The sequence below is a fragment of the Pseudomonas sp. PS01297 genome, assembly GCF_029959305.1.
Lineage (GTDB): Bacteria > Pseudomonadota > Gammaproteobacteria > Pseudomonadales > Pseudomonadaceae > Aquipseudomonas > Aquipseudomonas helleri.
Window position 1 is genome coordinate 24,912 of the sequence record NZ_JASCPQ010000017.1, and the last position, 24,930, is coordinate 49,841.

Sequence of the window (24,930 nt, forward strand, 5' to 3'; positions counted from 1 at the left end):
CCCGGCATGTCCAAACGAAATGTTTCAACGGTCTTGAAAGACCTGCTTGCCCGGCACCAGATCAGTGCGATGACGCTGCATCGGAGCACGGGAGTCCCGCAGTCCACGCTCTCGCGAATTTTGAGCGGGAAAATTGTCGATCCTTCCGACAGACATATCTCCAAAATTGCCGAGTACTTCCACATCAGTACTGATCGCCTGCGGGGGCGAGATGATCGCGCCGGCTCAGGCTTTTCTGACAGTCCACCCAGGCATGCTGAGTTGCGTGACATCTTGTTGTGGGATGACGACACCCCCGTGGCCGATGATGAAGTGTCCATTGCGTTCTTGCGCCAGGTCGAATTGGCCGCAGGCTCGGGGCGTTTTGCCATTGAAGAGAGCGAGCGGGCCAAGTTACGGTTCGGCAAACGCAGCCTGCGCCACAACGGCGTGGAGTTTGACCAGGCGAAATGCGTGACCGTACGCGGTGAAAGCATGCTTCCGGTGCTGCGTGACGGCGCCACAGTGGGCGTCAATGTCGGCAAGCGTTCACTTGAGGAGGTCATCGACGGTGACTTGTATGCGCTCAATCACAACGGCCAGTTGCGCGTGAAACAGTTATATCGTCTGGCCTGTGGCATCCGTTTGCGTAGTTTTAATCGTGATGAATATCCCGATGAGGACTATGACTACTGTGATCTGGAGGATGAGCAACTGGTGATTTTGGGCCACGTCTTCTGGTGGGGCATGTACGCTCGCTAGCCTGCAGTTTTACGAATGAGCCCACGTCTATGTGGGCTTTTTCTTGCCTTTTGAAAGACTAATCGCACTGCTCGCGTTGCTTTATCTGGCTGTTAACGGCGTTCAAAACAAATATATGCATTGATGCATTGACTGTATATCCATACAGACATAGTCTTTGTCACATCGCGGTTCCCCGATCTGACTCGCGCAGGGATGCGACGCGGCGGGCAGCGCGCCCGCTGTTCAGCTCAGGCCAGACACTGGCTTTTATCAGTAAGGATTCAGGAGTGATGGCACGATGAATGAGCCGCAAATATTGCAGGATATGCCGCTGCTGCTGGTCATCCTTCTCGCTTTGGTGGGCGGCATCTTTGGCGAGATGTGGCGCGCAGATAAAGAAGGTGCCAGCGGCTGGCTGCTGGTCCGGCGGCTGGCGTTGCGTTCCGGTGCCTGCATGGTGTGTGGTGTTTCCACCTTTATGTTGCTGTACGCCGCCGGGATGTCGATTCTGGCGGCTGGCGCCTTTGGTTGCCTGACCGCGCTGGCGGGGGCCGATGCTGCAATTAGCGTGTATCAGCGTTGGGCCGCCAAGCGCCTGGGGGTCGACACTGCAGCGCCGGATTCGCGCAGCGAACGCTAGGCTTGGGCGGCATCGCCTTGCAACGCTCACCGGCTCGTGTAGGTTATGGCGCTTGGGCGTACCCACAGGAGAACCTCATGGACCCACTCTCTCAACTGGCAGCTGAACTTGGGCGCCATCTACAGACTCTTAACGCTCACGTCACAACCGCCGAGTCGTGCACGGGCGGGGGCATTGCAGAAGCCATCACCCGAATCGCCGGCAGTTCTGCCTGGTTCGAGGCGGGGTTTGTGACCTATTCCAATCAGCAAAAGACCCGGCAGCTTGATGTGCCGCAGGCGCTGTTTACTCAGGTTGGAGCCGTCAGCCGCGAAGTGGTCGAGGCGATGGTACGCGGCGCGCAGGCGCACAGTGATGCACGCTTTGCTGTCGCCGTCAGTGGCGTCGCTGGCCCTGGCGGCGGTTCGCCAGAGAAACCGGTAGGCACGGTCTGGTTGGCGTGGGGCGTTGGTGACGAGGTGACGGCCGAGTGCAGGCACTTCCCGGGCGACCGCGATGAGGTCCGCCGACAAACCGTTATTGCGGCGCTGGAAGGCCTAATACGCCGAACGGTACGAGAAATAGAAAATCAGGGGTAGGCGATCGTTTAACCCTGTGGAATAATACTGGCTACTTATACAGTTATCGGCCGTCATGGCCTTATTGATTTTGAGAGGACTTTAATGGACGACAACAAGAAGAAAGCCTTGGCTGCGGCCCTGGGTCAGATCGAACGTCAATTCGGCAAAGGCGCCGTCATGTTGATGGGCGATCAAGATCGCCAGCCAATCCCTGCTATCTCTACAGGTTCGCTGGGTTTGGACATCGCGCTGGGCATCGGCGGTCTGCCAAAAGGCCGTATTGTTGAAATCTACGGTCCAGAGTCCTCGGGTAAAACCACCCTGACGTTGTCTGTGATTGCACAAGCGCAAAAAGCGGGTGCAACCTGTGCCTTCGTTGACGCCGAGCACGCGCTGGACCCTGAGTATGCAGGCAAGCTGGGTGTGAACGTCGATGACCTGCTGGTTTCCCAGCCCGATACAGGCGAGCAGGCACTGGAAATCACCGACATGCTGGTGCGTTCCAACGCTGTTGACGTTATCATCATCGACTCCGTGGCCGCGCTGACCCCTAAAGCTGAAATTGAAGGCGACATGGGCGACGCACACGTGGGCCTGCAAGCCCGTTTGATGTCGCAAGCACTGCGTAAAATCACCGGTAACATCAAAAACGCAAACTGCTTGGTGATCTTCATCAACCAGATCCGTATGAAGATCGGCGTAATGTTCGGTAGCCCGGAAACCACTACCGGTGGTAACGCCCTGAAGTTCTACTCGTCTGTTCGTCTGGACATCCGTCGTACGGGTGCCGTGAAAGAAGGCGATGTGGTCGTCGGTAGCGAGACCCGCGTCAAAGTGGTCAAGAACAAAGTGGCACCGCCATTCCGTCAGGCCGAGTTCCAGATTCTGTACGGCAAGGGCATCTACCTCAACGGTGAGATGATCGACCTGGGCGTATTGCACGGCTTCGTTGAAAAAGCGGGCGCCTGGTACAGCTATAACGGCAACAAAATTGGTCAGGGCAAGGCGAACTCCGCCAAGTTCCTGGACGATAACCCGGACATCAAGGACGCCCTCGAGAAACAACTGCGTGCCAAGCTGTTGGGCCCAAAAACTGACAGCGAACTGGCCGAGCTGAAGGTCATGCCCAAACTGAGCAAGGCTGCCAAAGTGGCGGCTGAAGAAGCAGAAGCGGCAGAAATCGAGCTCGAGAACTCTGCAGAAAACGATAACTGATAGAACTCATGACTGTCGTTTTGGATAACCTCGTCGCGGTGCGACGAGCTGCAATGGACCTGCTCGCGCGACGCGAGCATGGTCGAGTCGAACTGATGCGCAAATTGCGTCAGCGCGGAGCTTGCCCCGACATGATCGACATCGCCCTCGACCGTTTAACGGAAGAGGGGCTGTTGTCGGAGTCGCGTTACCTCGAAAGCTATATCAATTACCGTGCAGGCTCTGGCTATGGCCCTTTGCGTATTCGCGAAGAACTTGGACAGCGCGGTTTGTCGCGTGGCGATATTGAAGAAGCATTACGCGAAAGTGGCTTTAACTGGCAAGAACAGTTGGAAGACACCTGGCGTCGCAAGTTTGCAGGCAAGTTGCCCGAAGATGCGAAAGAGCGTGCCCGCCAAGGCCGCTTCTTGAGTTATCGCGGTTATACGATGGACATGATTGGTCGCGTATTAAGCGGCCGAGAATTCGACGACTAGCGACTACCTGTAGCCGCTGCCGAAGGCTGCGATGGGGCGCGAAGCGGCCCCCGATTTTTTAATCCTTGTTACATCAGACTAGTCCGCCAGCGACTCACACTCTGCCGATGTGGCTGCCATGTCGGTCATTTCCCAGTGCTGCGGCAGATTAATAAAGTCGACCAACTCCCGCAAACGCCCCTGATTACGCCCGCTGAATGCAAAGCTCAAACGGTATAAGTTGAGTGACGCGTCATGATCTATGCCGTCATCCGGCGACTGACAAAACCCATTGCTCAAGCAGATATCGGCGAATGCTTTTTGGATATGCGCGAGCGCGTGCACATTGAGCGGGTACTTCATGCGCACAACGAACGTTTTATTCAGCCAGCGGGTTGAATGGAAGTTGTTATAAAACTGATTGATCTCAGCCAATGCCTCTTCGGCACTGTAGGCAAAGCGCATCAGTTTCAGGTCGTTAGGCAGAATGTACTGATTGGCTTCCAACTCGTTGTGGACGAACTCCAGCGCACTTTTCCAATAGGTACCGCCCGGCATGTCCAGCAACACGATGGGCACCAAGGGAGACTTGCCGGTTTGAATCAGCGTCAACACTTCCAGTGCTTCATCCAGCGTGCCAAAGCCACCAGGGCACATGACCAGCGCGTCTGCTTCCTTGATGAAAAACAGCTTGCGGGTGAAGAAGAAGTGGAAGGCCAACAGATTGGCTGAGCCATTGATCGTCGGGTTGGCGCGCTGTTCAAAAGGCAGGGTGATATTGAACCCAAGGCTGTGTTCAAGCCCCGCGCCTTCATGGGCAGCCCCCATGATGCCGGCACCGCCTCCGGTAATGACCATCATGTCGGCGCGTGCCAGTGTCGCACCCACTTCACGGGCCAGTGCATACAGGGGGTGTTCTACCGGCGTGCGTGCCGATCCGAAGACCGTGACTTTTCGGCGGCCTTTGAAGGATTGCAGCACACGGAAGGTTTTTTCCAGCTCGCGAACAGCTTGCAACATGATCTTGGCGTTCCAGCGATCAAGATCATCGTGGGCCATGCGCAAAACAGTGAACAACATTTCGCGATACAGCGGCCGGTTGGGGCTGTCGGGTGCGACAAGCTGCAGCTGCGCGTCCACGTGTTGAGCAAGGTCAAGGCCCTGGCCCTCGAAATACAGGGGAAGGGAGTCACTGGATTGATCGGGCATGCATTTCTCCTTCAACACAACATCCTTGAACACGCCGGACATGGGGGCAGGCCCCAAGACACAGCGTGTCACCATCATGCCTTGATAATGGTCCTGACTTGTTGGCGCTGGCAACCGCTAATTGGCTGATGTAAATGAAGAATTGGAGAGGAAGAGGGTGCACGCCATTGTTAGCAACGGCGTGCGGTAGACGCGGGATCAGCCTTTGCGCTTGCAGTTATCGGCGCGGATGTCTTGGGTCAGTACCGATTTGTTATTGCCGTATTCCCGGATGTCGAAGCGCATGGTGGCACCACGAGCCAACAGTTTGCGGAAATTGGGGTCGCTGCAAACGCTACGGCCTAGCTGCGGGACGGCCAACTCGGGAGCAGAACGCATTTTGGCGGCCATGTTCGGGCTGGCTTCCAGATTGTTGATCAGTACGGTGCCATCAACCGTGAAGCCTTTATCCAGCAAATCGGGGCTGATAGCCCGTGGTTTCCCAACGTTGCTGGCTTCTGCAGTCGCTTGCAGGGACTTGTTCAGATTGAATTCTGCAAGAGAGGCCGCTTGCGCGCCCAAAGGCAGTGCCAGCATTAAGGCTACGGTTGGAATAATAGTGCGCAACATGAAACTCTCCTGATGTACGTGACGCAGGCTTTGACCCACCATCGATCTGTGCGTTCAGTGGCGCAGGAGTATAGGTCAGCATTGTGTGTCAGGAAATGCCCGTGGTCATGGTTTGGCATGCAGGCCTGCGGCCTCTGGTAGACTGCGCGCCTTTCTCTATTGAATCCGCTTCTGCGCCAAACCGTGGCGAATCAGCGGTTGCTGGCGTAAGTAAAAACCCATGACCTTGATGACCTTTTCCCCTAACGCTGTGGCCCGTTTGCGAGACGAGCGTGAAGAGGAGAGCACTAAACCTTATTTGGCGCGTGGCTCACGTGCACCGCGTTGCCATACCTGCCGTGTGATCGAAAGCCATTGCTTGTGCCGGTGGCGGCCAAAGGTCAATACGCGCGCGGGCGTCTGCCTGCTCATGACTAAAAAGGAAGTGTTCAAGCCGAGTAATACCGGCTGGTTGATCGCGGACGTGGTCAGCGACAACTTCGCTTTTATCTGGTCGCGTACTGAAACCGATAAAGACCTGCTGGCGTTGTTGGCTGACCCGCAGTGGCAGCCTTATCTGGTGTTTCCCGGCGAGTATGTGGCAGCTGAGCGAGTCACCCACACCGTCGAAGTCGACAGCAGCAAGCGGCCGCTGTTTATCCTGCTGGATGCGACCTGGACTGAAGCGCGCAAGATCTTTCGCAAAAGCCCGTATCTGGATGGCTTGCCGATCCTGAGCCTTTTGCCTGAAAAGCTCTCACGCTACCGGTTGCGCCGTTCAACACGCAGTGAGCATTTGTGTACCGCCGAAGTGGCCAGTTTGTGCCTTGATCTGGCTGGCGATACGCAAGCATCGGCTGCCCTGGATGCGTACTTTGATGTGTTCAGCCAGCATTACCTAGATGCCAAAAACCAGTTGCCGGTGAATGAGTCGAGTACAGCGCATCAAGAACTGGGCTTTTTTGTAAAAGACCTTTCTCAGATCCGGGCTCAATAGACTAAAGAAGTAGCGCTACAATTTTCGAAGCGAAATAAGCGGCTGGCTCCATTCCACTTGAATGCTGGCGCAGTAATGGCTGTTACTGGACCTCGGTGTCAGGTTTTACGCTTGACCCTACCGTTTTGGCTGGGCATGCTTGGCGCCGATTCGGCGGCAGATGCTGCTCAAACGCTTATAAGTTCTAACTTCTAGCGTAAATCTTGCCCTTTGATGCACAGTTTTCAGACTGTTGCTCGAGTTGCCTTAGCGGGTTCTGGCTTTAAACCGGGCCCGCCTGAAAAACAGGATCATTTAAACAATGGCCACATACGAAATCCTGATTGCTGATGACCATCCGTTGTTTCGCAGTGCCTTGCACCAGGCCGTTGCTCTGGGATTGGGTTCTGATGTTCGCTTGGTCGAGGTCGCCAGTATTGCCGAGCTGGAAAAACAGCTGGCGATAAAGGCCGATTGGGATCTGGTGCTGCTCGACTTGAACATGCCAGGTGCTTACGGTTTCTCCGGGTTGGTGTTGTTGCGCGGTCAGTACCCGCAAATCCCGGTAGTGATGGTGTCTGCTCAAGAAGAAGCCTCGGTCATGGTGCGCTCGCGAGAGTTTGGCGCCAGTGGCTTTATTCCTAAATCCAGTTCAATGGAAGCCATTCAAACCGCTGTGCGCACGGTACTGGATGGCGATGTTTCCTGGCCGCCCCAAGCCTTTGAAGAAGTGCCGGTTTCGGCAGAAGCCAAAGCGGCCAGCGAAGGCTTGGCCAGCCTGACACCTCAACAGTTCCGGGTGTTGACCATGGTCTGCGAGGGGTTGTTGAATAAGCAGATCGCTTACGAGTTAAGCGTTTCGGAAGCGACGATCAAGGCGCACGTGACGGCGATTTTCCGCAAATTGGGGGTGCGTACCCGCACTCAAGCCGCACTGCTGCTGCAACAACTCGAATCTATATCGAGCCATTAAACTGTCAAACTTCACGCATTTTTGACGCGGCCTGATTTAGTTTTTCCACTCATTTTTTACGCAGTTGCCTATCTATGTCGCCTTTCAAGGGTAAAACCGGATTTAAACGGATTTTGAATGCTGGCGGTTACTCGCTGGACGGTTTGCGTGCAGCCTTTACTGGTGAGGCGGCATTTCGCCAATTGGTGTTGCTCAATGTGGTGCTGATCCCGCTGACGTTCCTCCTGGATGTCAGCCGGGTCGAGCGAGCATTGCTGATAGCGGTATGCCTGTTGGCGTTGATTGTCGAGCTGCTTAACTCGGCCATTGAAGCGGCGATCGATCGAATTTCCCTCGATTTGCACCCGCTGTCAAAGAACGCCAAGGACATGGGCAGCGCCGCACAGTTCGTGGTGCTGACCCTGATTGCCGTGGTGTGGGCGGTGATTCTGCTTTAAGCGATTGCAGGCAGAACAATTTCGTCGCTGCGCTGAACCCCGGCGGTAAAGGCGCGGCACAGCTCCAAAAACTCGCGCATGGCGGAGGTTTGATACTTCTTCTTGTGCCAGATAAAGAAAAACTGCCGCGCCAGATCCAGGTCAGGGGTTTCGACCGCCACCAGGCTGCCGCGACGAAAAGCATCACGCAGTGCCAGGCGCGAGATACAGCCGATGCCCAAGCCGGACTCAACGGCCCGCTTGATCGCTTCGGTGTGTTCCAGCTCCAGGCGAATGTTAAGCGCGCTTTGATGATGGCGCATGGCTTGATCGAACGTGAGGCGCGTGCCCGAACCTTGTTCACGTAAAATCCAGGCTTCGCGGGTGAGTTCTTCGAGGGTGGCATGCCCACGGGCGGCCAGTGGGTGTTGAGGGGCGCAAAAGACCACCAGCTCGTCTTCAACCCAGCTCTGAACGTCGATGTCCGGGTGGCTGCAGTCGCCTTCGATTAGACCCAGATCAATTTCATAGTGAGCAACTTGTTGCACGATATGAGCCGTGTTTTGGACAATCAGTTTGACTTGGCTTTCCGGGTGAGCCTGCATGAAGCTGCCGATCAGCAAGGTCGCCAAGTAATTGCCAATCGTCAGGGTCGCGCCGACGGTCAGTGAGCCAAAGCCGGACTTGCCGTTGAGCAGGTCTTCGATTTCCTTGGCCTGGTCCAGCAAGGCGACGGCCTGTGGCAATAACTGCCGACCCAGGGCGTTGAGGCTTAAGCGCTTGCCCGCGCGGTCGAACAGTTGGCAACTGGTCTGGCGCTCCAGTTCGGTGATTGAGGTACTGGCTGCCGATTGTGAAAGGGCCAACAAGCCTGCCGCACGGGACACGCTCTCTTGTTGGGCGACGGTAACGAACACCTGGAGTTGTCTGAGAGTAAATCGCATATCGATATAACCGATAACCCTTATCTTAATAATTCAGTTAACAGATATTGTCGTCGCCATTAGAATGCTGTGCAATTGCGCTCATAGTCAGCGCTGGCGAATTTAGGAGCCCCGTACATGAGCAACATGAACCACGAACGTGTCCTCAGTGTTCACCACTGGAACGACACCCTTTTCAGTTTCAAGTGCACCCGTGATCCGGGCCTGCGCTTTGAGAACGGTCAGTTCGTGATGATCGGCCTGCAACAGCCCAATGGCCGTCCGCTTATGCGCGCCTACTCCATTGCCAGCCCGAACTGGGAAGAGCATCTGGAGTTCTTCAGCATCAAGGTGCCGGATGGTCCGTTGACCTCCCAGTTGCAGCATTTGAAAGAAGGCGACGAGATCATCATCAGCAAGAAACCTACGGGTACGCTGGTGCTGGATGACTTGAAGCCTGGCAAGCATCTGTACCTGCTGAGCACGGGCACTGGCCTGGCTCCTTTCATGAGCGTGATTCAGGACCCGGAAACCTACGAGCGTTTCGAAAAAGTGATCCTGTGCCATGGCGTGCGTTACGTCAACGAGGTTGCGTACCGCGAGTTCATCACCGAGCACCTGCCGCAGAACGAGTTCTTCGGTGAAGCGCTGCGTGACAAGCTGATCTACTACCCAACCGTGACCCGTGAGCCGTTTGAAAACCAGGGCCGTCTGACTGACCTGATGCGCAGCGGCAAACTGTTCAGCGACATCGGCCTGCCGCCGATCAACCCGCAGGACGACCGTGCCATGCTGTGCGGTAGCCCAAGCATGCTCGACGAAACCAGCGAAGTGCTGAACAGCTTCGGCCTGACCGTCTCGCCACGTATGCGTGAGCCGGGTGATTACCTGATCGAGCGTGCCTTCGTCGAGAAGTAAGCGCCGCTGCACAAAAAAGCCCGCGCTACCCCAAGGTAGCGCGGGCTTTTTATTGTCCGCGAAGACAGGATCTGTAGGCGCGAGCTCGCCTCGCGATCCCTTGATCCTGGTGCTTAACCTTTGCTGGCTAAAACAACCTCAAGCACACGAATCACCCCCGGCTCCGGATAATGCCAGCGCACATCCAGATCCCAGAACTGCGCACCGTATTCACGCTCGGCAGTCGGCGTTTGGTAAGCCGGGCGTGGGTCTTGCGCCAGGCATTGCTCAATCAGCGCCACCAACGGTTCCTGCAAGCGCAACCCATGGGCGTGCGCCTCGTGCAGCGCTGAGTCAGCCCATTGCACGGGGATCAGCACCGGCGCCGCGCTGGCCATGCTGTTGCTCGCACTGCTGATAATGTCGGCGTAGGGCACATACGGCTTGATATCGAGAATCGGCGTCCCGTCGAGCAGGTCAATGCCCGAAATGTGCAAGCGACCGGCTTCGACCTTATCCAGTTTGACCACCGACTGGCCGATGCCATTGGGCCGGTGAGTCGCACGGGTGGCAAACACCCCCATGGACTTATTGCCGCCCAGGCGTGGCGGGCGCACCTTGAGCCGGGGCTTGTCTTCTAGCGCCTGGTGAAACACAAACAACAGCCAGACATGACTGACCTGCTCCAGACCTTGCACGGCATCGCCTTGGTCAAAGGGCGCAACCAGCTCCAGAACACCCCGGGCAGCGGGTGCCAGTTGGGGTTGTCGCGGAATGGCGAACTTCTCCTTGAAACAGGAGCGCAAAAAGCCGACAGGCGAGACGGTGTAAGTCATGTGTTTGTCGCCGTATCAGCCACGAACCCGCAGGGTTAGCCCCTTCAGGAAGTTACGCAGCAACTGATCGCCACAGGTGCGGTAGTTGTTGTGGCCGAATTTGCGGAACAGGGCGCTCAGTTCTGGTTTGGACACCGGGAAGTCAACCGACTTGAGGATCGCGTGCATGTCGTCCTCTTTGAGTTCGAACGCCACGCGCAGTTTTTTCAGGATGATGTTGTTGGTCACAGGCAGTTCAACCGGCTGCGCTGGACGGCTGTCGTCCTTGCCGCGCTTGAAGATCACCAGGCCATCAAGAAAGTGCGCCATGACGTTGTCCGGGCAGCGAACAAAGCCTTCTTCTTCGTCTTTTTTGAGGTAGGTTTCGATGTCAGCTTTGGTGACGTCCAAACCGCCCAGTTTGATGATCTCGACAACTTTGTTGTCGCTGATGTCTAGCATGTAGCGCACGCTGCGCAGTACGTCGTTATGAATCATGTGGGTAATCCTGATAATCAGCAGTGAGCACCGCAGGCAAGGCTGCGGTGTCGAAATAGGTGGGCGTGGCCGTGTTTAGAACTTTTCTTTGGCCGTCATGTAGCGCCATTGGCCAACGGGCAACTTGCCCATCGAGACGCCGCCAATACGAATCCGGCGAATCGAAATAACGGTGAGGCCTACAGCCTGGCAGAACAATGCAATCACGCCCGGTTGCGGGTTCTTCATGGCAAAGCGTAGGCGGTTTTCACTCTGCCAACTGGCCTTGACCGCAGGCAGCTCGCGACCTTTGTAGGTCAGGCCGTGGTTGAGTCGGTTGAGACCATGGGGAGCCATCTCGCCCGACACTTCGACCACGTACTCCTGCTCGATCTTGCTGGCATCGGCGGTCAGTTTGCGGACGATTTTCCAGTCCTGAGTAAACACCAGCAAGCCGCTGGCGTTGGCTTGCAGCTCGTTGCCCACACTCAAACGCAGAAAGTGACCTTTAAGCGGGCGCTTGCCGAAGCGGTGCTCTTCGCTCAGGGTTTGAGGGCTGAGCAGTTGCATGGCGCTGTCAGTGTCCAGGCCCGCCGGTGCGTTGAGCAGCAGGGTCACAGGCTCTGGAGCCGTGGCCTTGGCGTGCGGATCAAGTTCGACCTTTTGCTGGTCGACCTTGAATTGCGGTTCGTCGATGACTTCGCCATCTACCGTGACCCAGCCACCTTCAATGAACAGTTCGGCCTCACGGCGCGAGCAGCCGACGAGTTCGATGAGGCGTTTGGAGAGACGTATCGGTTCAGACATGACAGGGGCCGTAATGGAATTGGGCGGCTATTGTACCCGCCTGGCGCCGGTTAAGCCCGGCAACATTTGCCTTAACTGCGCGCCAGTGGCTTTTGGCGTTTGTAGCGCAGGTGCAGCAACGGATAAGGCTGGCCCAGTCCGTCGTTTTCGCAGCGCCCGACCACCTCAAAACCCTGTTTGAAGTAAAAGCCAATGGCTTGCGGGTTTTGCTCATTGACGTCCAGCCTCTCGGCATTCAGCTCGTTGATGGCGAACAGAAGCAGGCACTTGCCGACGCCTTGGCCGCGGTAGTCAGGGTGGATGAAGAGCATTTCTACTTTACCGGCGGCAACCCCGGCGAAGCCTGCAATGCGCTTGCTGGAAGGGTCTTTACAGCAAATCAGCATCACCGCGTCCAGGTACTGGCTGATGACCAGTTGGCGCAGCAAGACAATGTAACTGTCGGGTAAAAAATCATGGGTGGCTCGAACGGACGCTTCCCACACCTCGGTTAATGCTTCGAAATCTCTGAGACGTGGCGTTTGGATGGCCCATTGTTGTTTCATCGTGCGTGTCTCCGACACTGATGATTGAGGAGCCTCCTAACAATAGCCGTAAAAAAAGCCCTGGCGCATGTGCGGCAGGGCTTTTTTTAAGCGCAGCGTGTGGATTACAACGCTTCAGCCCACAAGTCGTACTCGTCGGCGTCGGTCACACGGCACATGATCTTGTCGCCCGGCTTGATGTCTTTCTCGGTGGCGATAAACACGTTGCCGTCGATTTCCGGGGCGTCGAAGAAGCAGCGGCCAACAGCGCCTTGCTCGTCAACTTCGTCGATCAGGACTTCAATTTCCTTGCCGATCTTCAGTTGCAGGCGTGCCGCGCTGATAGCTTGCTGGTGCGCCATAAAGCGCTCCCAACGGTCCTGTTTGACGTCGTCCGGTACGATGGCAGCGTCCAGCAGGTTGGCCGGTGCGCCTTCAACGGGCGAGTACTGGAAGCAACCTACGCGGTCCAGTTGCGCTTCGGTCAGCCAGTCCAGCAGGTACTGGAAGTCTTCTTCGGTTTCGCCAGGGAAGCCGACGATGAAGGTCGAACGGATGATCAGTTCCGGGCAGATCTCGCGCCAGTTTTTGATGCGGGCCAGGGTCTTGTCTTCAAAGGCCGGACGTTTCATGGCCTTGAGTACTTTAGGGCTGGCGTGCTGGAACGGGATGTCCAGGTACGGCAGGATCTTGCCGGCCGCCATCAACGGGATCAATTCGTCAACGTGCGGGTACGGGTACACGTAATGCAGGCGAACCCAAACACCCAGTGTGCTCAAGGCTTCGCACAGTTCGGTCATGCGGGTCTTGACCGGCGCGCCGTTCCAGAAACCGGTGCGGTATTTGACGTCGACGCCGTAGGCGCTGGTGTCCTGAGAGATCACCAGCAGCTCTTTAACCCCGGCTTTAACCAGGCGCTGAGCTTCGTCCAGCACATCGCCCACCGGGCGGCTGACCAATTTGCCGCGCATCGAAGGGATGATGCAGAAGCTGCAGCTATGGTTACAGCCTTCAGAAATCTTCAGGTACGCGTAATGGCGCGGTGTCAGTTTGATGCCTTGTGGCGGCACCAGGTCGATCAGCGGATTGTGGTCCTGACGGGGCGGCACCACTTCGTGAACCGCGTTGACCACTTGCTCGTACTGCTGAGGGCCGGTCACGGCGAGCACGCTTGGGTGCACGTCACGGATGTTGCCTTCTTCGACGCCCATGCAGCCGGTCACGATGACCTTGCCGTTTTCCTTGATGGCTTCGCCGATGACTTCCAGCGACTCGGCCTTGGCGCTGTCGATAAAGCCGCAGGTGTTGACCACCACAACGTCGGCGTCCTGGTAGGTGGAAACAACGTCGTAGCCTTCCATACGCAGTTGCGTAAGGATGCGCTCGGAGTCGACCAGCGCTTTCGGGCAACCCAAGGAAACAAAGCCAACCTTAGGGTTGGCTGGCGTGGTAACGGTGGACATGGCGAACCTCGGTATGTAGTGACGTTACATGCCCGTAAAGGCTGCACGACGAACGGGCGCTTGGAGTTTGCGCGCCTCTGATCAAAAAAAGTGCGCAATTTTAGCTATGGTGAACGCACTTGACCAGCGTTATACGGGGATTTACGACGAGTGCTGCGCTATGCTGCGCGCCGTTGCGAAACCCGCTTTTTAACGAAGCTGATTTCGTAGGTAAAAGTCGTGGCTTACAGTCAGAAAATCAGAGCATGCTGCACACCAAATGCGGCGCTCGCCATTAAGAAACACGGTCCAAAGTCGTAGGAGTGGTTAATGGGGCATGTCAGTAGTCCGGCAACAGAAGACGGTCACTCAAAGGCAAAACCTATCGGAATGCTGGTTGCCGCGGTTGGCGTGGTATATGGCGATATCGGTACCAGCCCGCTGTACACCCTTAAAGAGGTGTTTACCGGCGGGTATGGCGTACAGGTTAACCACGATGGTGTCTTCGGCATTTTGGCGTTGATCCTGTGGTCGCTGATCTGGGTGGTCTCGATCAAGTACGTGCTGTTTATCCTGCGCGCCGACAACGAAGGCGAGGGCGGGATCATGGCCCTTACTGCGCTGGCGCGCCGCGCGGCCTCGCCTTATCCCAAGTTGCGCACGGTGCTGGTAATTCTGGGGTTGATTGGCGCTTCGCTGTTCTATGGCGACAGCATGATTACCCCGGCCATTTCCGTGTTGTCGGCGGTTGAAGGTCTGGAGCTGGCGTTTGCCGGGTTGGATCGCTGGGTCGTGCCGCTGGCGCTGATTGTGCTGATCGCGCTGTTTTTAATTCAGCGCCGCGGCACGGCCACACTCGGCAAGCTGTTCGGGCCGATCATGGTGCTGTGGTTTGTGGTACTCGGTGGCCTGGGGATTCATGGCATCGCTCAGCACCCGGAGGTGCTTAACGCGCTGAACCCGGTGTGGGGCGTGCGTTTCTTTGTCTCGCACCCGGGCATGGGGGTGGCGATTCTGGGCGCGGTGGTGCTGGCGTTGACCGGTGCTGAAGCGTTGTACGCCGACATGGGCCACTTTGGACGCAAGCCGATTGCTCGCGCCTGGTTCATCCTGGTGCTGCCTGCGCTGGTGCTCAATTACTTCGGCCAAGGGGCTCTGCTTCTGGAAAACCCGGAAGCAGCGCGTAACCCGTTCTACCTGCTGGCGCCGAGCTGGGCGTTGATCCCTCTGGTAGGGCTGGCCACGCTGGCCACCGTTATTGCCTCTCAGGCGGTGATTTCCGGGGCCTTCTCGTTGACTCGTCAGGCCATTCAACTGGGCTACATCCCGCGCATGCACATTCAGCACACCTCCAGTGCCGAGCAGGGGCAGATCTACATCGGCGCGGTGAACTGGTCATTGATGGTCGGGGTTATTTTGCTGGTGTTGGGCTTTGAGTCATCGGGCGCCCTGGCGTCGGCCTACGGTGTGGCCGTGACCGGGACCATGTTGATCACCAGTATTTTGGTGTCGGCGGTCATGCTCATGCTGTGGAAGTGGCCACCTGTGTTGGCGGTACCGGTGTTGGTCGGCTTTCTGCTGGTTGACGGCCTGTTCTTCGCCGCCAACGTGCCGAAAATCGTCCAGGGCGGCGCCTTCCCGGTATTGGCGGGGATCGTGCTGTTTATCCTGATGACCACCTGGCGGCGCGGCAAACAATTGCTGGTTGATCGCCTGGATGAAAGCGCGTTGCCGCTGCCGCTGTTTATCAGCAGCATCCGTGTTCAGCCGCCGCATCGGGTGCAAGGTACAGCGGTGTTCCTGACCGCCCGGCCGGACGCAGTGCCGCACGCGCTGTTGCATAACCTGCTGCACAACCAGGTACTGCATGAGCAAGTGGTCTTGCTCACCGTGGTCAACGAAGACACCCCGCGCGTGCCTGCGCAGCGGCGGTTTGAAGTAGATGCTTACGGTGAGGGGTTCTTCCGGGTCATCCTGCACTTTGGCTTTATGGATGAAACCGACGTGCCAGAGGCGCTCAAACTGTGCCATCTCGACGAGCTGGACTTCAGCCCGATGCGCACGACCTACTTCCTGAGCCGCGAGACGGTCATTGCTTCCAAGCTGGTGGGTATGGCGCGTTGGCGGGAAGGGTTGTTTGCCTTCATGTTGAAGAACGCCAACAGCAACTTGCGATTCTTTAACCTGCCGGTAAACCGGGTGATCGAACTGGGAACCCAGGTCGAGATGTAGCCAGTGCTGTAGCGATGTTAAAACACGGTAGGAGCGAGCTTGTCTCGCGATCTTTCAAGATCAAAAGATCGCGAGGCAAGCTCGCTCCTACCGGGGTTGCGTGTGTTACGGGGCAGTAGCCTGGTGCTTCTTGATCATGTCTACCAGGCGTTGGGCCAAGGCCGGGTAGTTTTCGTCAAAGTGGTGACCGCCTGGCAACTTGACGCTTTCGCCTACTGTTGTTTTGGCCGTGCAGCCGCTTTCGTCTGTCTCTTCGGCGCCATAGATGCACACCACTTTGTTGGCTGGCAGCTTGGACATCTCTTCGCCGGTATCGGCTTCAGCGCCTGCTTTGCCGAGCCAGCCGTCAACGTGAATCTCAAAGCTGCCACTGCGGGCGAAGGCCAGCAGAATAATCGCGTCTACGCGTTTCTGTTCGGCTTCAGGCAGGCGGTTGAACGTGGCCGGCAGAACGTCTGCACCAAATGAGTAGCCGACCAGAACAAAGCGCTGGGTGCCCCACTTTTGACGGTAGTGCTGCATCAGTTCAGTCAGGTCGGTGGCGCTTTGTTCCGGGGTCTTGTGCTGCCAGTAGTAACGCAACATGTCGATACCGACCACCGGATAACCGATCTTGGCCATCTCGCCGGCCACGTCACGGTCCAGGTCGCGCCAGCCGCCATCACCCGACAGGAACAGCGTCACTGTGCTGTTTTGCTGGCCTGCAGGCACTTCAACCACAGGCATGTTCAGCCCGCCGTTGTTGTCGCCGACCAGAATCTTGCGCAGTTCGTTGCTCAATACCTGAGGGAAGTGAATGTCATAGTCGCTGATGCTGGTCTGAGCGTTCGGCTGATCACGTACGAAAGCAGCGCTAGGGTCGTCAGGGTTGTCGTTCCAGGCCACCAGCCAACTGCCGTGTGCGGCAGATTTAGGCATGGGCAACGTGCAGCCCGGTTGTTCAAGCGCAAAACCCACCGACACGGCTTGGGCCTTGTCGTTGGTTTGCTCGGCCAGCCAGCGCCAGGCCAGGGTTGCGCCCGGGCCGATGCCGCTAACCAGCGTAGGCGGGCCTTTCAACTGTTGCAGTGCCGTTTGCAGGGCTTGCTGCTGCAGGGTGCAGTCTTCCTTGGGCAGAATGACCTGTACCAATTGCGCTTTGCCGCCACGGCTCAGCGCCGAAAGTTGAGCGTCGGTCAGAGCCTCTTCGGCCGGTGTTGCAATCACCACTTGGGCGCGCGCGGTCTGGCCAGGTGTCACTTTGGTCAGGGTCGAGCCATCGGCTTGGCTCAGGTGCTCAACCGTCGGCTCGGGGGCCGGGCGATTCCAGAACCAATAGCCGCCGGCTGCCAGCGCAGCCAGTATCACCAGAATTAACAGCAAAAAACGCCAGGAACGATGTTTCATTAACGTTTCACCAATCCAGTCAAGCCGCCTGCAATCAGGGCGGCGGTATCAGCCAGCGCTACCAGCGGGTCAAGTCCGGCAGGCACGGCCATATAACGAGGTTCCCAGTCGGGCTGGAATTTGTCTTTAAAGCGGCGCAAACCCTGGAAGTTGTACAGGTGCTCACCGCGCTGGAACAACATTGACCCTAGACGCTGAGTCAATGGCGCGCCACGACGGGGTTGGAGGCCAGACAATGGGACCATTCCCAGGCTAAAACGGGCGTATCCATGCTTTTTATAATGCTGAATCAGGCCGACCATCATGTACTCCATGGTCAGTTTCGGCGCTTGCGGGTGGGCGCGCATCAAGTCGAGGCTCGACAGCTCATGGCTGTGAGTCTCAAGCAAGTTGGCAAAGGCCACGGGCTTGCCTTCAAAACGGATGATGGCAACGCGGAAGTGCTTGATGTAATCCTCGCTGAAGCGTCCGAGCGAGAAGCCTTTTTCCCGGACATTCTTGCCGGTCAGCCACGCATCAGAAATAACCTTCAGCTCATCCATCGGCGCTTCGCCCGGTTCGTGGATCTCCAGCGACAGGCCGTCGCGGGTGCCGCGGTTCCAGGTGTAGCGCAGGTCTTTCATCTCTTTGCCCTTGGCGTCGAGATCAAAGCGGTGCAGGTCAACCCGGGCTTCTTCGCCCAATTTGATCGCGGTCAGGCCGATGTCCATATAGAACGGCAGGTTCTCGGCGCGCACTTGATAAAACACGGGGCGGGCGTGGAAGGTGTCGCACAAGTCACGGAACTGCCAGATCAGCTCGGCGCGCTGTTGCGCAGGGCCGATGGGGTCATACAGCGCAACCAGGCTGCGGCCGCGGCGGGCGTACATCAAGAACGCGCTGTCGTCCGGGTGGAACAGCAAGGCTTTGTCGCCGGTCAGGGCCAGGCCGCCATCTGGCTGGTCTGAAGCCAGCAAGATCTTCTCGGCGCGTTCCAGTTCACTGGCATCCGGCAAGTGGATGGTAGGGCGCGCCGTGCGCAGCAACCAGGTCAGGGCCACGATCACCAGCAGCACCGCCGCGCCCATCAGTGAGCGCAGGCCGCGTGGGGCATCCGAGTCGAGGGTGAATTGCCACCACAGTTGATGGCTGTATGGCACATCCTGATAGGCAAACAGCAGCAACCACACCGAAGCGCCAAGTACACAGGCACTGGCTACCAGATAAAGCGGTGAAAACGGCAGCTCGGTCAGACGGCTCGGGCGATAGAACGAGCGGCGGAACAGGCCCAGTAAGCTTGCGGTCAGGACCAGAATGCACGCCTCTTCCCAGTCGAAGCCTTTAAGCAGAGACAGTACAGCGCCGACCAACAACAGGATCGTGGTCAGCATCCAGGCCGCCGACAGTCGACGACGCAGGCCTTGGGCCAGCAGCAGGCAGAGCACGCCGATCAAGCTGGCACCGAAGTGCGAGGCGTCAATCAGGCGGTGAGGGATCAGAAAGCCGATGTGCTCAAGGCGGGTATCGATTTCCGGAGTAGCCCCGGAAAACAGCAGAACCACGCCCGACATGAATACCAATACCGCCAGAATCGGCGCAGCAAGGCCGGAGGCCACGCGCAAGCTTTGGCGTGTCTGAATCAGGCGTTGGGCTTCATTGATCAGTAGCATCAGGCAGGCAAGCAGCAGCGGCAAGATCACGTAGATCAAGCGATACAGCAGCAGCGCGGCGGCCAACGGTGCGGCGCCGAGTTTGTCGGCGAAGGCGGCCAGCAAAATCGCTTCAAAAACCCCGACACCGCCCGGCACGTGGCTGAGTACACCGGCGGCCAGCGCCAGTAAGTAAACCAGCATGAAGGCGCCAAACGGCGGCGCTTCGGGAAGCAGCAAATACAGCACCGTGGCCGCAGCGGCGACGTCCAGCGCGGTAATCACCAGTTGCAGCAGGGTCAGTCGTGCACTTGGCAGGCGCAGGGTGCGGCGCCCCGCTTTGACCAGCAGGTTGTCCGGGATGGGTTGCTCGGGCAGGCGACGGCGATAAATGCCCAGCGCCAGCAAGCCAAACAACAACAGCACGGCGACTGAAATGGCCGCCAGGATGTAAACCGGAATATGCAGGGCAGCGGAAGCGGCAGGCAGGTTGCTTAGGGTTGCCAGGGCGGCAAGCGGTGGCAAAGCGCAGCCCAACGACAAGCTGGCGAACAGCGTCATGTGCGCGACTTCGGAGGCACCTACGCCATGGCGTGCGTACAAACGATAGCGCACAGAGCCGCCGGACAAGAGCGACAGGCCAATGGCATTGCCAATGGCAAAGGCGGTAAACCCGCCCAGTGCCAGGGTTTTGGGTGGCAGTTTGACGCCGGCATAGCGACTGGCAGACCACTCGTACCCAAGCAAAATCACAAAGCCGACAGCCGTTGCAGCCACGGCGCCGAGCAGGGCGGGCCTGGGGACGTCCATGATGGAGTCGTGCAAGGCGTAAAGGTCGAGTTCGCTGAGCAGATGGCGGCAGGCAATCAGGGCTATGGCAAACAGAAGCAGGGTGAGTGCGAGTCCAATAGGTTGGCGGTACTTGCTCAACAGGTCCAGTAAATGCAGGCGTTTGGCTGCAATCGGGTGGGCTGCTGAAGCGGGTTCTTTAAGTTCTGGCGAGTTATCGGGCATCAATCACCTCGTGAATCGTGCGCGATAGGATGGAGGCATAGACTCAAGTTACCAATCCTTTTGGTCAAAATATTTCAAAATACTTTCAACTGTTTGCCTGATGTTCAGGTTTGGCATGTGAAAAAAAGGTAATTGCTGCCGCTCAGCATAGACGAGCGAATCTTCAGATAGATGACAGAACCTTTAATCACTGGAGAGAAATACTTTTTGATCACGCACAAAAAAGGCCACTCTTTCGAGTAGCCTTTTTCGATGTTTGGTTGCGGGAGCCGGATTTGAACCGACGACCTTCGGGTTATGAGCCCGACGAGCTACCAGACTGCTCCATCCCGCGTCTGTGTGGGCGCATTCTACAGAGGCGCGCTGAGTTGTCAACCTTAAATCGCCTAAGCGATTGAATTGTCCGGTTTTAATCCCTTTCTCCCGACAAAGGGGGAGGGTGAAAAACACTCAGGCACAAAAAAGGCCACTCTTTCGAGCAGCCTTTTAATGTTTGGTTGCGGGAGCCGGATTTGAACCGACGACCTTCGGGTTATGAGCCCGACGAGCTACCAGACTGCTCCATCCCGCGTCTGTGGTGCGCACTCTACAGTGATGAGCGAGTGAGTCAACCTTTAATGCATAAATGGGCTAAATAAGTGGTTAGCTGTAGGAGCGAGCTTGCCTCGCGATCTTTTGATCTTGATCTAAGAGCCCCCTCACCCTAGCCCTCTCCCGAAGGAGAGGGAACCGATTGGGGGATGCTGAAAATATTCGGTGGCCTGTTTGCTGCGCGACAGCGCGGCGTCGAAGACGGGGCGGCTGCTCCTACGGGGTTTGGTGCATAAAACCTACGCGCACAAAAAAGGCCACTCTTTCGAGTAGCCTTTTTCGATGTTTGGTTGCGGGAGCCGGATTTGAACCGACGACCTTCGGGTTATGAGCCCGACGAGCTACCAGACTGCTCCATCCCGCGTCTGTGGGGCGGATTCTACAGCGATACGCTGTACTGTCAAACGTTAATTTCAAAAAAAGTCTTCTGCTTCAATTGGTTAGGCATTAAACAGGGTTGTTTAATTGGCTACAGCCCCTGTAGGACAAGGGGTGTGGCGTTATTAGATAATTTTCAGTCGGATCACAAAAACAAAGGCAAGGCTGATAGCGCCGCATTTGTCGGCTTACCAAACACTACTGGTGCTATATACAGTTCTCGGTGACATACTGGCGTTCTGTTTTACCTACACCTTGAAGAACCATGCCTGACATAACGCAGCGCAAAATCATCCACGTCGACTGTGACTGTTTCTATGCCGCTATTGAGATGCGCGATAACCCGAGCCTGGCGAACAAGCCCATGGCGGTCGGCGGTTCGGCAGACCGGCGCGGCGTGATCTCGACGTGTAACTATGAAGCGCGTGCGTATGGCGTGCGTTCGGCGATGGCGTCCCGGCATGCACTCAAGCTGTGCCCGGACCTGATCATCGTGAATGGCCGAATGGACGCTTATAAAGAAGCGTCGAAAGAAATCCACGGCATTTTGCGCGATTACACCGAACTCATTGAGCCGTTGTCGTTGGACGAGGCGTATCTGGATGTCTCTGACAGCCCGCATTTCGGTGGCAGCGCCACGCGTATTGCTCAGGACATTCGACGTCGGGTATCGAATCAATTGCACATCACCGTTTCGGCGGGGGTAGCGCCGAACAAGTTCCTGGCGAAGATCGCCAGTGACTGGAGAAAACCCAACGGTTTGTTTGTGATCACCCCTGATCAGGTCGAAGACTTTGTCTCGGCGCTGCCGGTCAACAAGCTGCACGGTGTGGGCAAGGTGACAGCGGACAAGTTAGGGCGCTTGGGTATTGAGACCTGTCATGACCTGCGTGACTGGAACAAGTTGGCGTTAGTGCGTGAATTTGGCAGTTTTGGCGAGCGTTTATGGGGGCTGGCGCGCGGGATTGATGAGCGCTTGGTGCAAAGCGATAGCCGACGCCAGTCTGTCAGTGTCGAAAACACCTACGACACGGATTTGCCGGATCTGGCCGCGTGCCTGGACAAACTGCCCGAACTTCTCGACACCTTGAACGGGCGTATCGCCAGAATCGACAGCAGCTATCGCCCCGGCAAGCCCTTCGTCAAAGTCAAATTCCACGACTTTACCCAAACCACCCTGGAGCAGTCCGGAGCGGGGCGCGATCTTGAGAGTTATCAGGGGTTGATGAGTCAGGCGTTTGCACGCGGTGCCAAGCCCGTCCGATTGTTGGGGCTTGGCGTGCGTTTACATGATTTGAGCTCCGGGCATGAGCAACTGGAGTTGTTCGCCAGGCACCCGTAGAGGCGCTTTAGCTAACCCCGGGGTCCGCCACCAGTCGACCGGCGTTCTTGGTCAGCGACTGCAAAAACTCACGCTGCAACTCAGGGTCGTTGCGCGTCAGTTCAATCAGGCTTTGCTCCAGCTCGCTGGCTTCTTCTTCAAGGCCTAGTTCTGACAAGCGCTTGACCCGATGCACCCATTGGTTGACGTCGTCACCCTCAAGGTCGTCGTAGATCAAGTTGTGCGCTTCGAGCAACTTGCCACGCAAATTACTGCTGATCGACAGGGTTGAGTCGGAATGCGCTTCGTCCTGAGCATCTTCGACCGTGATGGTCAATTTGCTCACGCGATTCAAGTCTTGTTCGGCAAACGGGCTGTCGAGCAAATTGAGGCGCAACACACCGTTACGGTCCGTGGTCATTTCATGGCTTTGCTTGCCCGCACTGACGATGACCGGGCGTTCTGCCCACGGCAAGCTTGAGTATTCCATGCGCTTGTCTCGCTGGATCTCTTCGATGCCGGCCAGGTTCTGCTCGGCGCGGCCGTGAGATTGCACGTTCATCGCCGGGTTGAGGCCGTCGACGCCGTAAGTGATCCAGTCTTTGGTCACGCTGTCAGGCAATTGCCCGAACATGAACACGTTCAGCACATTGGCCCCGACACCCGCCACAACCGCGACCGCGCCCAGCGGCATCTCATAGATTTTGCGCCAGGGTTGGTAGGGGGTGTAGCGGTCGTAATGACGGGTGACATCGAACTCAGTGACCTCAAAGGTCTTTTGTTCATTGATGCGCACACGGCGTTGCGGCAACTCCATGGCCGCCGGCGAACCGACGTCAATGTGCAGGGTGTGGGCGAGCAGTTTGCGCTCAATGCGCTCTTCATGCTCGCTGCGTTGTGACATGTGATTGGCGCAGCCGCTCAACAACAGGGCGCCGCATATGGCGGCGCCCGTCAAGGTACTTCGATTGAACATGACGTCTCTATGTGGGTTCAGCGACGGATACGTGCCTGAAGGAAAGCCAGGGCGTCAGCAACGGGCAGGGCTTGTGGCTCTGCTTCGGTGCGGCTCTTGTATTCCAGGTTGCCTTCGGCCAGACCGCGGTCACTGACGACGATCCGGTGCGGAATACCGATCAGTTCCATGTCTGCGAACTTGATGCCCGGGCTGGTCTTTTTGTCACGGTCATCCAGCAGTACTTCAAAGCCTGCGGCGGTCAACTGTGCATACAGCGCGTCGGTGGCTTCACGCACGGCGTCAGTTTCGTAACGCAGCGGCACGAGGGCGATCTGGAACGGTGCCAGGGCATCGCTCCAGATAATGCCGCGCTCGTCGTTGTTCTGCTCGATGGCAGCCGCCACCACGCGAGAAACGCCAATGCCGTAGCAACCCATGGTCAGGGTTACAGGCTTGCCGTTTTCGCCCAGTACCTGGCACTTCATCGCTTCGCTGTACTTGGTGCCCAGCTGGAAGATGTGGCCCACTTCGATGCCGCGTTTGATTTCCAGCGTGCCTTTACCGTCCGGGCTTGGGTCGCCAGCGACCACGTTGCGCAGGTCGGCAACGGTAGGTACAGGCAAGTCACGCTCCCAGTTCACGCCGAAGTAGTGCTTGTCGTCGATGTTGGCGCCGACCGCAAAGTCGCTCATCAGCTCGACCGAGCGGTCGATGATGCAAGGCAGTGGCAGGTTCAGCGGGCCCAGGGAACCCGCGCCAGCGCCGATGGCGTCACGCAGATCAGCGTCCGAAGCCATGGTCAGTGGGCTGGCCACCAGCGGATGGTTGCCCGCCTTGATTTCGTTGAGATCGTGGTCGCCACGGATCACCAGGGCGATCAGCTTGCCTTCTTCAGCGGCGTGAACGATCAGGGTCTTGACGGTTTTTTCGATTGGCAGGTTGTGGCCTTCTACCAATTGAACAATGGTCTTGGCGTCAGGCGTATCGACCAGGCGCAGTTCTTCAGACGCTGGCGCACGGGAGGTTTCGGCTGGAACAGCTTCGGCCTTTTCGATGTTGGCTGCGTATTCGGAGCCATTGCTGAACACGATATCGTCTTCGCCGGACTCAGCCAGTACGTGGAATTCGTGGGAGCCCGCGCCACCGATGGAGCCGTTGTCCGCTTCTACCGGGCGGAACTTCAGACCCAAGCGAGTGAACACGTTGCAGTAGGCCTGGTGCATGCGGTCATAAGTGACCTGCAGCGATGCCTGGTCGGCGTGGAACGAATAGGCGTCCTTCATGATGAACTCGCGGCCACGCATCAAGCCGAAGCGCGGGCGGATTTCGTCACGGAACTTGGTCTGGATCTGGTACAGGTTGATCGGCAACTGCTTGTAGCTGTTCAGCTCGTTGCGGCACAGATCGGTGATGACTTCTTCGTGGGTCGGGCCCACGCAGAACTCGCGACCGTGGCGATCTTTAAGGCGCAGCAGCTCCGGGCCGTACTCTTCCCAGCGACCGGACTCTTGCCACAGTTCAGCCGGTTGAATGCTCGGCATCAGCACTTCCAGAGCGCCAGCAGCGTTCATTTCTTCGCGAACAATGGCTTCGGCCTTGCGCATGATCCGCAAGCCCATGGGCAGCCAGGTGTACAGGCCCGAGGCCAGTTTGCGAATCATGCCGGCGCGCAGCATCAGCTGATGGCTGATAACGACCGCGTCCGAAGGCGTTTCTTTCTGTGTGGCGAGCAAATATTGACTGGTGCGCATGGGTAGTCGTTGCCGTTGCTGATGACTAAAT

General features: G+C 57.3%; 23 protein-coding genes and 3 tRNA genes. 11 read left to right on the plus strand and 15 right to left on the minus strand.

Going from position 1 to position 24,930, the window contains the following annotated elements; translation table 11 throughout:
* Positions 1-6: 6 nt before the first annotated feature.
* The 5 genes from QMX84_RS07955 (at position 7) to recX (ending at position 3,614) form a co-directional block, all read left to right on the plus strand.
* Positions 7-741: an XRE family transcriptional regulator gene (locus QMX84_RS07955; RefSeq protein WP_262126236.1), complete on the plus strand. Its 735-nt coding sequence runs from the start codon at positions 7-9 to the stop codon at positions 739-741.
* Between the two features lie 280 nt (positions 742-1,021).
* On the plus strand, positions 1,022-1,363 hold the full coding sequence (locus tag QMX84_RS07960) for a phage holin family protein (protein ID WP_262126235.1): 342 nt from the start codon (positions 1,022-1,024) through the stop codon (positions 1,361-1,363).
* Between the two features lie 77 nt (positions 1,364-1,440).
* Complete coding sequence (locus QMX84_RS07965; protein WP_048369506.1) at positions 1,441-1,941, plus strand: CinA family protein; 501 nt, start codon at positions 1,441-1,443, stop codon at positions 1,939-1,941.
* Between the two features lie 84 nt (positions 1,942-2,025).
* Positions 2,026-3,138: a recombinase RecA gene (gene recA, locus QMX84_RS07970; protein ID WP_153335689.1), complete on the plus strand. Its 1,113-nt coding sequence runs from the start codon at positions 2,026-2,028 to the stop codon at positions 3,136-3,138.
* Between the two features lie 8 nt (positions 3,139-3,146).
* The gene (recX, locus tag QMX84_RS07975; RefSeq protein ID WP_153335688.1) at positions 3,147-3,614 is read left to right on the plus strand and encodes a recombination regulator RecX; all 468 of its coding nucleotides are present in this window, start codon (positions 3,147-3,149) and stop codon (positions 3,612-3,614) included.
* A gap of 78 nt (positions 3,615-3,692) precedes the next feature.
* Here the strand turns inward: recX and QMX84_RS07980 are convergent, their stop codons facing one another.
* The gene (locus QMX84_RS07980; protein WP_262126233.1) at positions 3,693-4,802 is read right to left on the minus strand and encodes a TIGR00730 family Rossman fold protein; all 1,110 of its coding nucleotides are present in this window, start codon (positions 4,800-4,802) and stop codon (positions 3,693-3,695) included.
* A gap of 198 nt (positions 4,803-5,000) precedes the next feature.
* On the minus strand, positions 5,001-5,411 hold the full coding sequence (locus tag QMX84_RS07985) for a quorum-sensing-regulated virulence factor family protein (protein ID WP_262126232.1): 411 nt from the start codon (positions 5,409-5,411) through the stop codon (positions 5,001-5,003).
* A 229-nt stretch (positions 5,412-5,640) separates the two neighbouring features.
* On the opposite strand from QMX84_RS07985, the gene QMX84_RS07990 reads away from it, so the two are divergent.
* The 3 genes from QMX84_RS07990 (at position 5,641) to QMX84_RS08000 (ending at position 7,776) form a co-directional block, all read left to right on the plus strand.
* Positions 5,641-6,387 (plus strand): tRNA-uridine aminocarboxypropyltransferase, encoded by a 747-nt coding sequence (locus tag QMX84_RS07990; protein ID WP_123751968.1) that lies wholly within the window; start codon positions 5,641-5,643, stop codon positions 6,385-6,387.
* A 301-nt stretch (positions 6,388-6,688) separates the two neighbouring features.
* On the plus strand, positions 6,689-7,339 hold the full coding sequence (gene erdR / locus QMX84_RS07995) for a response regulator transcription factor ErdR (RefSeq protein ID WP_282363539.1): 651 nt from the start codon (positions 6,689-6,691) through the stop codon (positions 7,337-7,339).
* Between the two features lie 74 nt (positions 7,340-7,413).
* Positions 7,414-7,776 carry a diacylglycerol kinase gene (locus QMX84_RS08000; RefSeq protein WP_048369518.1) on the plus strand — a complete coding sequence of 121 codons (363 nt, stop codon included), beginning with the start codon at positions 7,414-7,416 and terminating at the stop codon, positions 7,774-7,776.
* Here the strand turns inward: QMX84_RS08000 and QMX84_RS08005 are convergent.
* Positions 7,773-8,699, minus strand: a complete 927-nt coding sequence (locus QMX84_RS08005) for a LysR family transcriptional regulator (protein WP_048369520.1) — start codon at positions 8,697-8,699, stop codon at positions 7,773-7,775. The genes QMX84_RS08000 and QMX84_RS08005 overlap by 4 nt on opposite strands.
* A 117-nt stretch (positions 8,700-8,816) precedes the next feature.
* On the opposite strand from QMX84_RS08005, the gene fpr reads away from it, so the two are divergent.
* The gene (gene fpr, locus QMX84_RS08010) at positions 8,817-9,596 is read left to right on the plus strand and encodes a ferredoxin-NADP reductase (protein WP_048369522.1); all 780 of its coding nucleotides are present in this window, start codon (positions 8,817-8,819) and stop codon (positions 9,594-9,596) included.
* Positions 9,597-9,709: 113 nt separating this feature from the next.
* Here the strand turns inward: fpr and tsaA are convergent, their stop codons facing one another.
* From tsaA to rimO, 5 genes are all read right to left on the minus strand, one after another.
* A complete protein-coding gene (tsaA, locus tag QMX84_RS08015) occupies positions 9,710-10,411 on the minus strand; it encodes a tRNA (N6-threonylcarbamoyladenosine(37)-N6)-methyltransferase TrmO (RefSeq protein ID WP_282363540.1) in 702 nt (233 codons plus the stop codon).
* Between the two features lie 15 nt (positions 10,412-10,426).
* Positions 10,427-10,888, minus strand: a complete 462-nt coding sequence (locus tag QMX84_RS08020; protein ID WP_048386571.1) for a DUF1456 family protein — start codon at positions 10,886-10,888, stop codon at positions 10,427-10,429.
* 75 nt (positions 10,889-10,963) lie between these two features.
* Positions 10,964-11,674, minus strand: a complete 711-nt coding sequence (locus tag QMX84_RS08025; RefSeq protein ID WP_123751954.1) for an rRNA pseudouridine synthase — start codon at positions 11,672-11,674, stop codon at positions 10,964-10,966.
* Positions 11,675-11,745: 71 nt separating this feature from the next.
* The gene (locus QMX84_RS08030) at positions 11,746-12,219 is read right to left on the minus strand and encodes a GNAT family N-acetyltransferase (protein WP_153433705.1); all 474 of its coding nucleotides are present in this window, start codon (positions 12,217-12,219) and stop codon (positions 11,746-11,748) included.
* Positions 12,220-12,323: 104 nt separating this feature from the next.
* On the minus strand, positions 12,324-13,661 hold the full coding sequence (gene rimO / locus QMX84_RS08035) for a 30S ribosomal protein S12 methylthiotransferase RimO (RefSeq protein WP_123751956.1): 1,338 nt from the start codon (positions 13,659-13,661) through the stop codon (positions 12,324-12,326).
* Positions 13,662-13,970: 309 nt separating this feature from the next.
* Here rimO and QMX84_RS08040 point away from each other — a divergent pair, with 309 nt between their 5' ends.
* Positions 13,971-15,872, plus strand: a complete 1,902-nt coding sequence (locus tag QMX84_RS08040; RefSeq protein ID WP_048369602.1) for a potassium transporter Kup — start codon at positions 13,971-13,973, stop codon at positions 15,870-15,872.
* 105 nt (positions 15,873-15,977) lie between these two features.
* On the opposite strand, the gene QMX84_RS08045 is transcribed toward QMX84_RS08040, so the two are convergent.
* From QMX84_RS08045 to QMX84_RS08065, 5 genes are all read right to left on the minus strand, one after another.
* Positions 15,978-17,258 (minus strand): AcvB/VirJ family lysyl-phosphatidylglycerol hydrolase, encoded by a 1,281-nt coding sequence (locus QMX84_RS08045; RefSeq protein WP_123751957.1) that lies wholly within the window; start codon positions 17,256-17,258, stop codon positions 15,978-15,980.
* Positions 17,258-19,900, minus strand: coding sequence for a bifunctional lysylphosphatidylglycerol flippase/synthetase MprF (gene mprF, locus QMX84_RS08050; RefSeq protein WP_048386654.1), 2,643 nt, complete (start codon positions 19,898-19,900; stop codon positions 17,258-17,260). Before mprF ends, QMX84_RS08045 begins: the two co-directional genes overlap by 1 nt.
* A gap of 257 nt (positions 19,901-20,157) precedes the next feature.
* Positions 20,158-20,234: transfer RNA gene (locus QMX84_RS08055), tRNA-Met, on the minus strand.
* Between the two features lie 160 nt (positions 20,235-20,394).
* A tRNA-Met gene (locus QMX84_RS08060) sits at positions 20,395-20,471 on the minus strand.
* 307 nt (positions 20,472-20,778) lie between these two features.
* A tRNA-Met gene (locus QMX84_RS08065) sits at positions 20,779-20,855 on the minus strand.
* 279 nt (positions 20,856-21,134) lie between these two features.
* Between QMX84_RS08065 and dinB the strand changes: the two genes are divergently transcribed.
* On the plus strand, positions 21,135-22,211 hold the full coding sequence (gene dinB, locus QMX84_RS08070; RefSeq protein ID WP_262123676.1) for a DNA polymerase IV: 1,077 nt from the start codon (positions 21,135-21,137) through the stop codon (positions 22,209-22,211).
* Between the two features lie 7 nt (positions 22,212-22,218).
* Here the strand turns inward: dinB and QMX84_RS08075 are convergent, their stop codons facing one another.
* Positions 22,219-23,166, minus strand: a complete 948-nt coding sequence (locus tag QMX84_RS08075; protein ID WP_153335521.1) for a hypothetical protein — start codon at positions 23,164-23,166, stop codon at positions 22,219-22,221.
* A gap of 17 nt (positions 23,167-23,183) precedes the next feature.
* On the minus strand, positions 23,184-24,899 hold the full coding sequence (locus QMX84_RS08080; protein WP_282363541.1) for a proline--tRNA ligase: 1,716 nt from the start codon (positions 24,897-24,899) through the stop codon (positions 23,184-23,186).
* Positions 24,900-24,930: the final 31 nt, after the last annotated feature.

Coding starts and splice junctions, on each gene's coding strand:
- QMX84_RS07965 (WP_048369506.1), top strand. CDS start 1,441: ATGGACCCACTCTCTCAACTGGCAGCTGAACTTGGGCGCCATCTACAG.
- QMX84_RS07985 (WP_262126232.1), bottom strand. CDS start 5,411: ATGTTGCGCACTATTATTCCAACCGTAGCCTTAATGCTGGCACTGCCT.
- QMX84_RS08025 (WP_123751954.1), bottom strand. CDS start 11,674: ATGTCTGAACCGATACGTCTCTCCAAACGCCTCATCGAACTCGTCGGC.
- mprF (WP_048386654.1), bottom strand. CDS start 19,900: ATGCCCGATAACTCGCCAGAACTTAAAGAACCCGCTTCAGCAGCCCAC.
- tsaA (WP_282363540.1), bottom strand. CDS start 10,411: ATGACTTACACCGTCTCGCCTGTCGGCTTTTTGCGCTCCTGTTTCAAG.
- rimO (WP_123751956.1), bottom strand. CDS start 13,661: ATGTCCACCGTTACCACGCCAGCCAACCCTAAGGTTGGCTTTGTTTCC.
- QMX84_RS07960 (WP_262126235.1), top strand. CDS start 1,022: ATGAATGAGCCGCAAATATTGCAGGATATGCCGCTGCTGCTGGTCATC.
- QMX84_RS07980 (WP_262126233.1), bottom strand. CDS start 4,802: ATGCCCGATCAATCCAGTGACTCCCTTCCCCTGTATTTCGAGGGCCAG.
- QMX84_RS07955 (WP_262126236.1), top strand. CDS start 7: ATGTCCAAACGAAATGTTTCAACGGTCTTGAAAGACCTGCTTGCCCGG.
- QMX84_RS07990 (WP_123751968.1), top strand. CDS start 5,641: ATGACCTTTTCCCCTAACGCTGTGGCCCGTTTGCGAGACGAGCGTGAA.
- QMX84_RS08040 (WP_048369602.1), top strand. CDS start 13,971: ATGGGGCATGTCAGTAGTCCGGCAACAGAAGACGGTCACTCAAAGGCA.
- QMX84_RS08045 (WP_123751957.1), bottom strand. CDS start 17,258: ATGAAACATCGTTCCTGGCGTTTTTTGCTGTTAATTCTGGTGATACTG.
- fpr (WP_048369522.1), top strand. CDS start 8,817: ATGAGCAACATGAACCACGAACGTGTCCTCAGTGTTCACCACTGGAAC.
- erdR (WP_282363539.1), top strand. CDS start 6,689: ATGGCCACATACGAAATCCTGATTGCTGATGACCATCCGTTGTTTCGC.
- QMX84_RS08030 (WP_153433705.1), bottom strand. CDS start 12,219: ATGAAACAACAATGGGCCATCCAAACGCCACGTCTCAGAGATTTCGAA.
- QMX84_RS08080 (WP_282363541.1), bottom strand. CDS start 24,899: ATGCGCACCAGTCAATATTTGCTCGCCACACAGAAAGAAACGCCTTCG.
- recX (WP_153335688.1), top strand. CDS start 3,147: ATGACTGTCGTTTTGGATAACCTCGTCGCGGTGCGACGAGCTGCAATG.
- QMX84_RS08075 (WP_153335521.1), bottom strand. CDS start 23,166: ATGTTCAATCGAAGTACCTTGACGGGCGCCGCCATATGCGGCGCCCTG.
- QMX84_RS08005 (WP_048369520.1), bottom strand. CDS start 8,699: ATGCGATTTACTCTCAGACAACTCCAGGTGTTCGTTACCGTCGCCCAA.
- QMX84_RS08000 (WP_048369518.1), top strand. CDS start 7,414: ATGTCGCCTTTCAAGGGTAAAACCGGATTTAAACGGATTTTGAATGCT.
- dinB (WP_262123676.1), top strand. CDS start 21,135: ATGCCTGACATAACGCAGCGCAAAATCATCCACGTCGACTGTGACTGT.
- recA (WP_153335689.1), top strand. CDS start 2,026: ATGGACGACAACAAGAAGAAAGCCTTGGCTGCGGCCCTGGGTCAGATC.
- QMX84_RS08020 (WP_048386571.1), bottom strand. CDS start 10,888: ATGATTCATAACGACGTACTGCGCAGCGTGCGCTACATGCTAGACATC.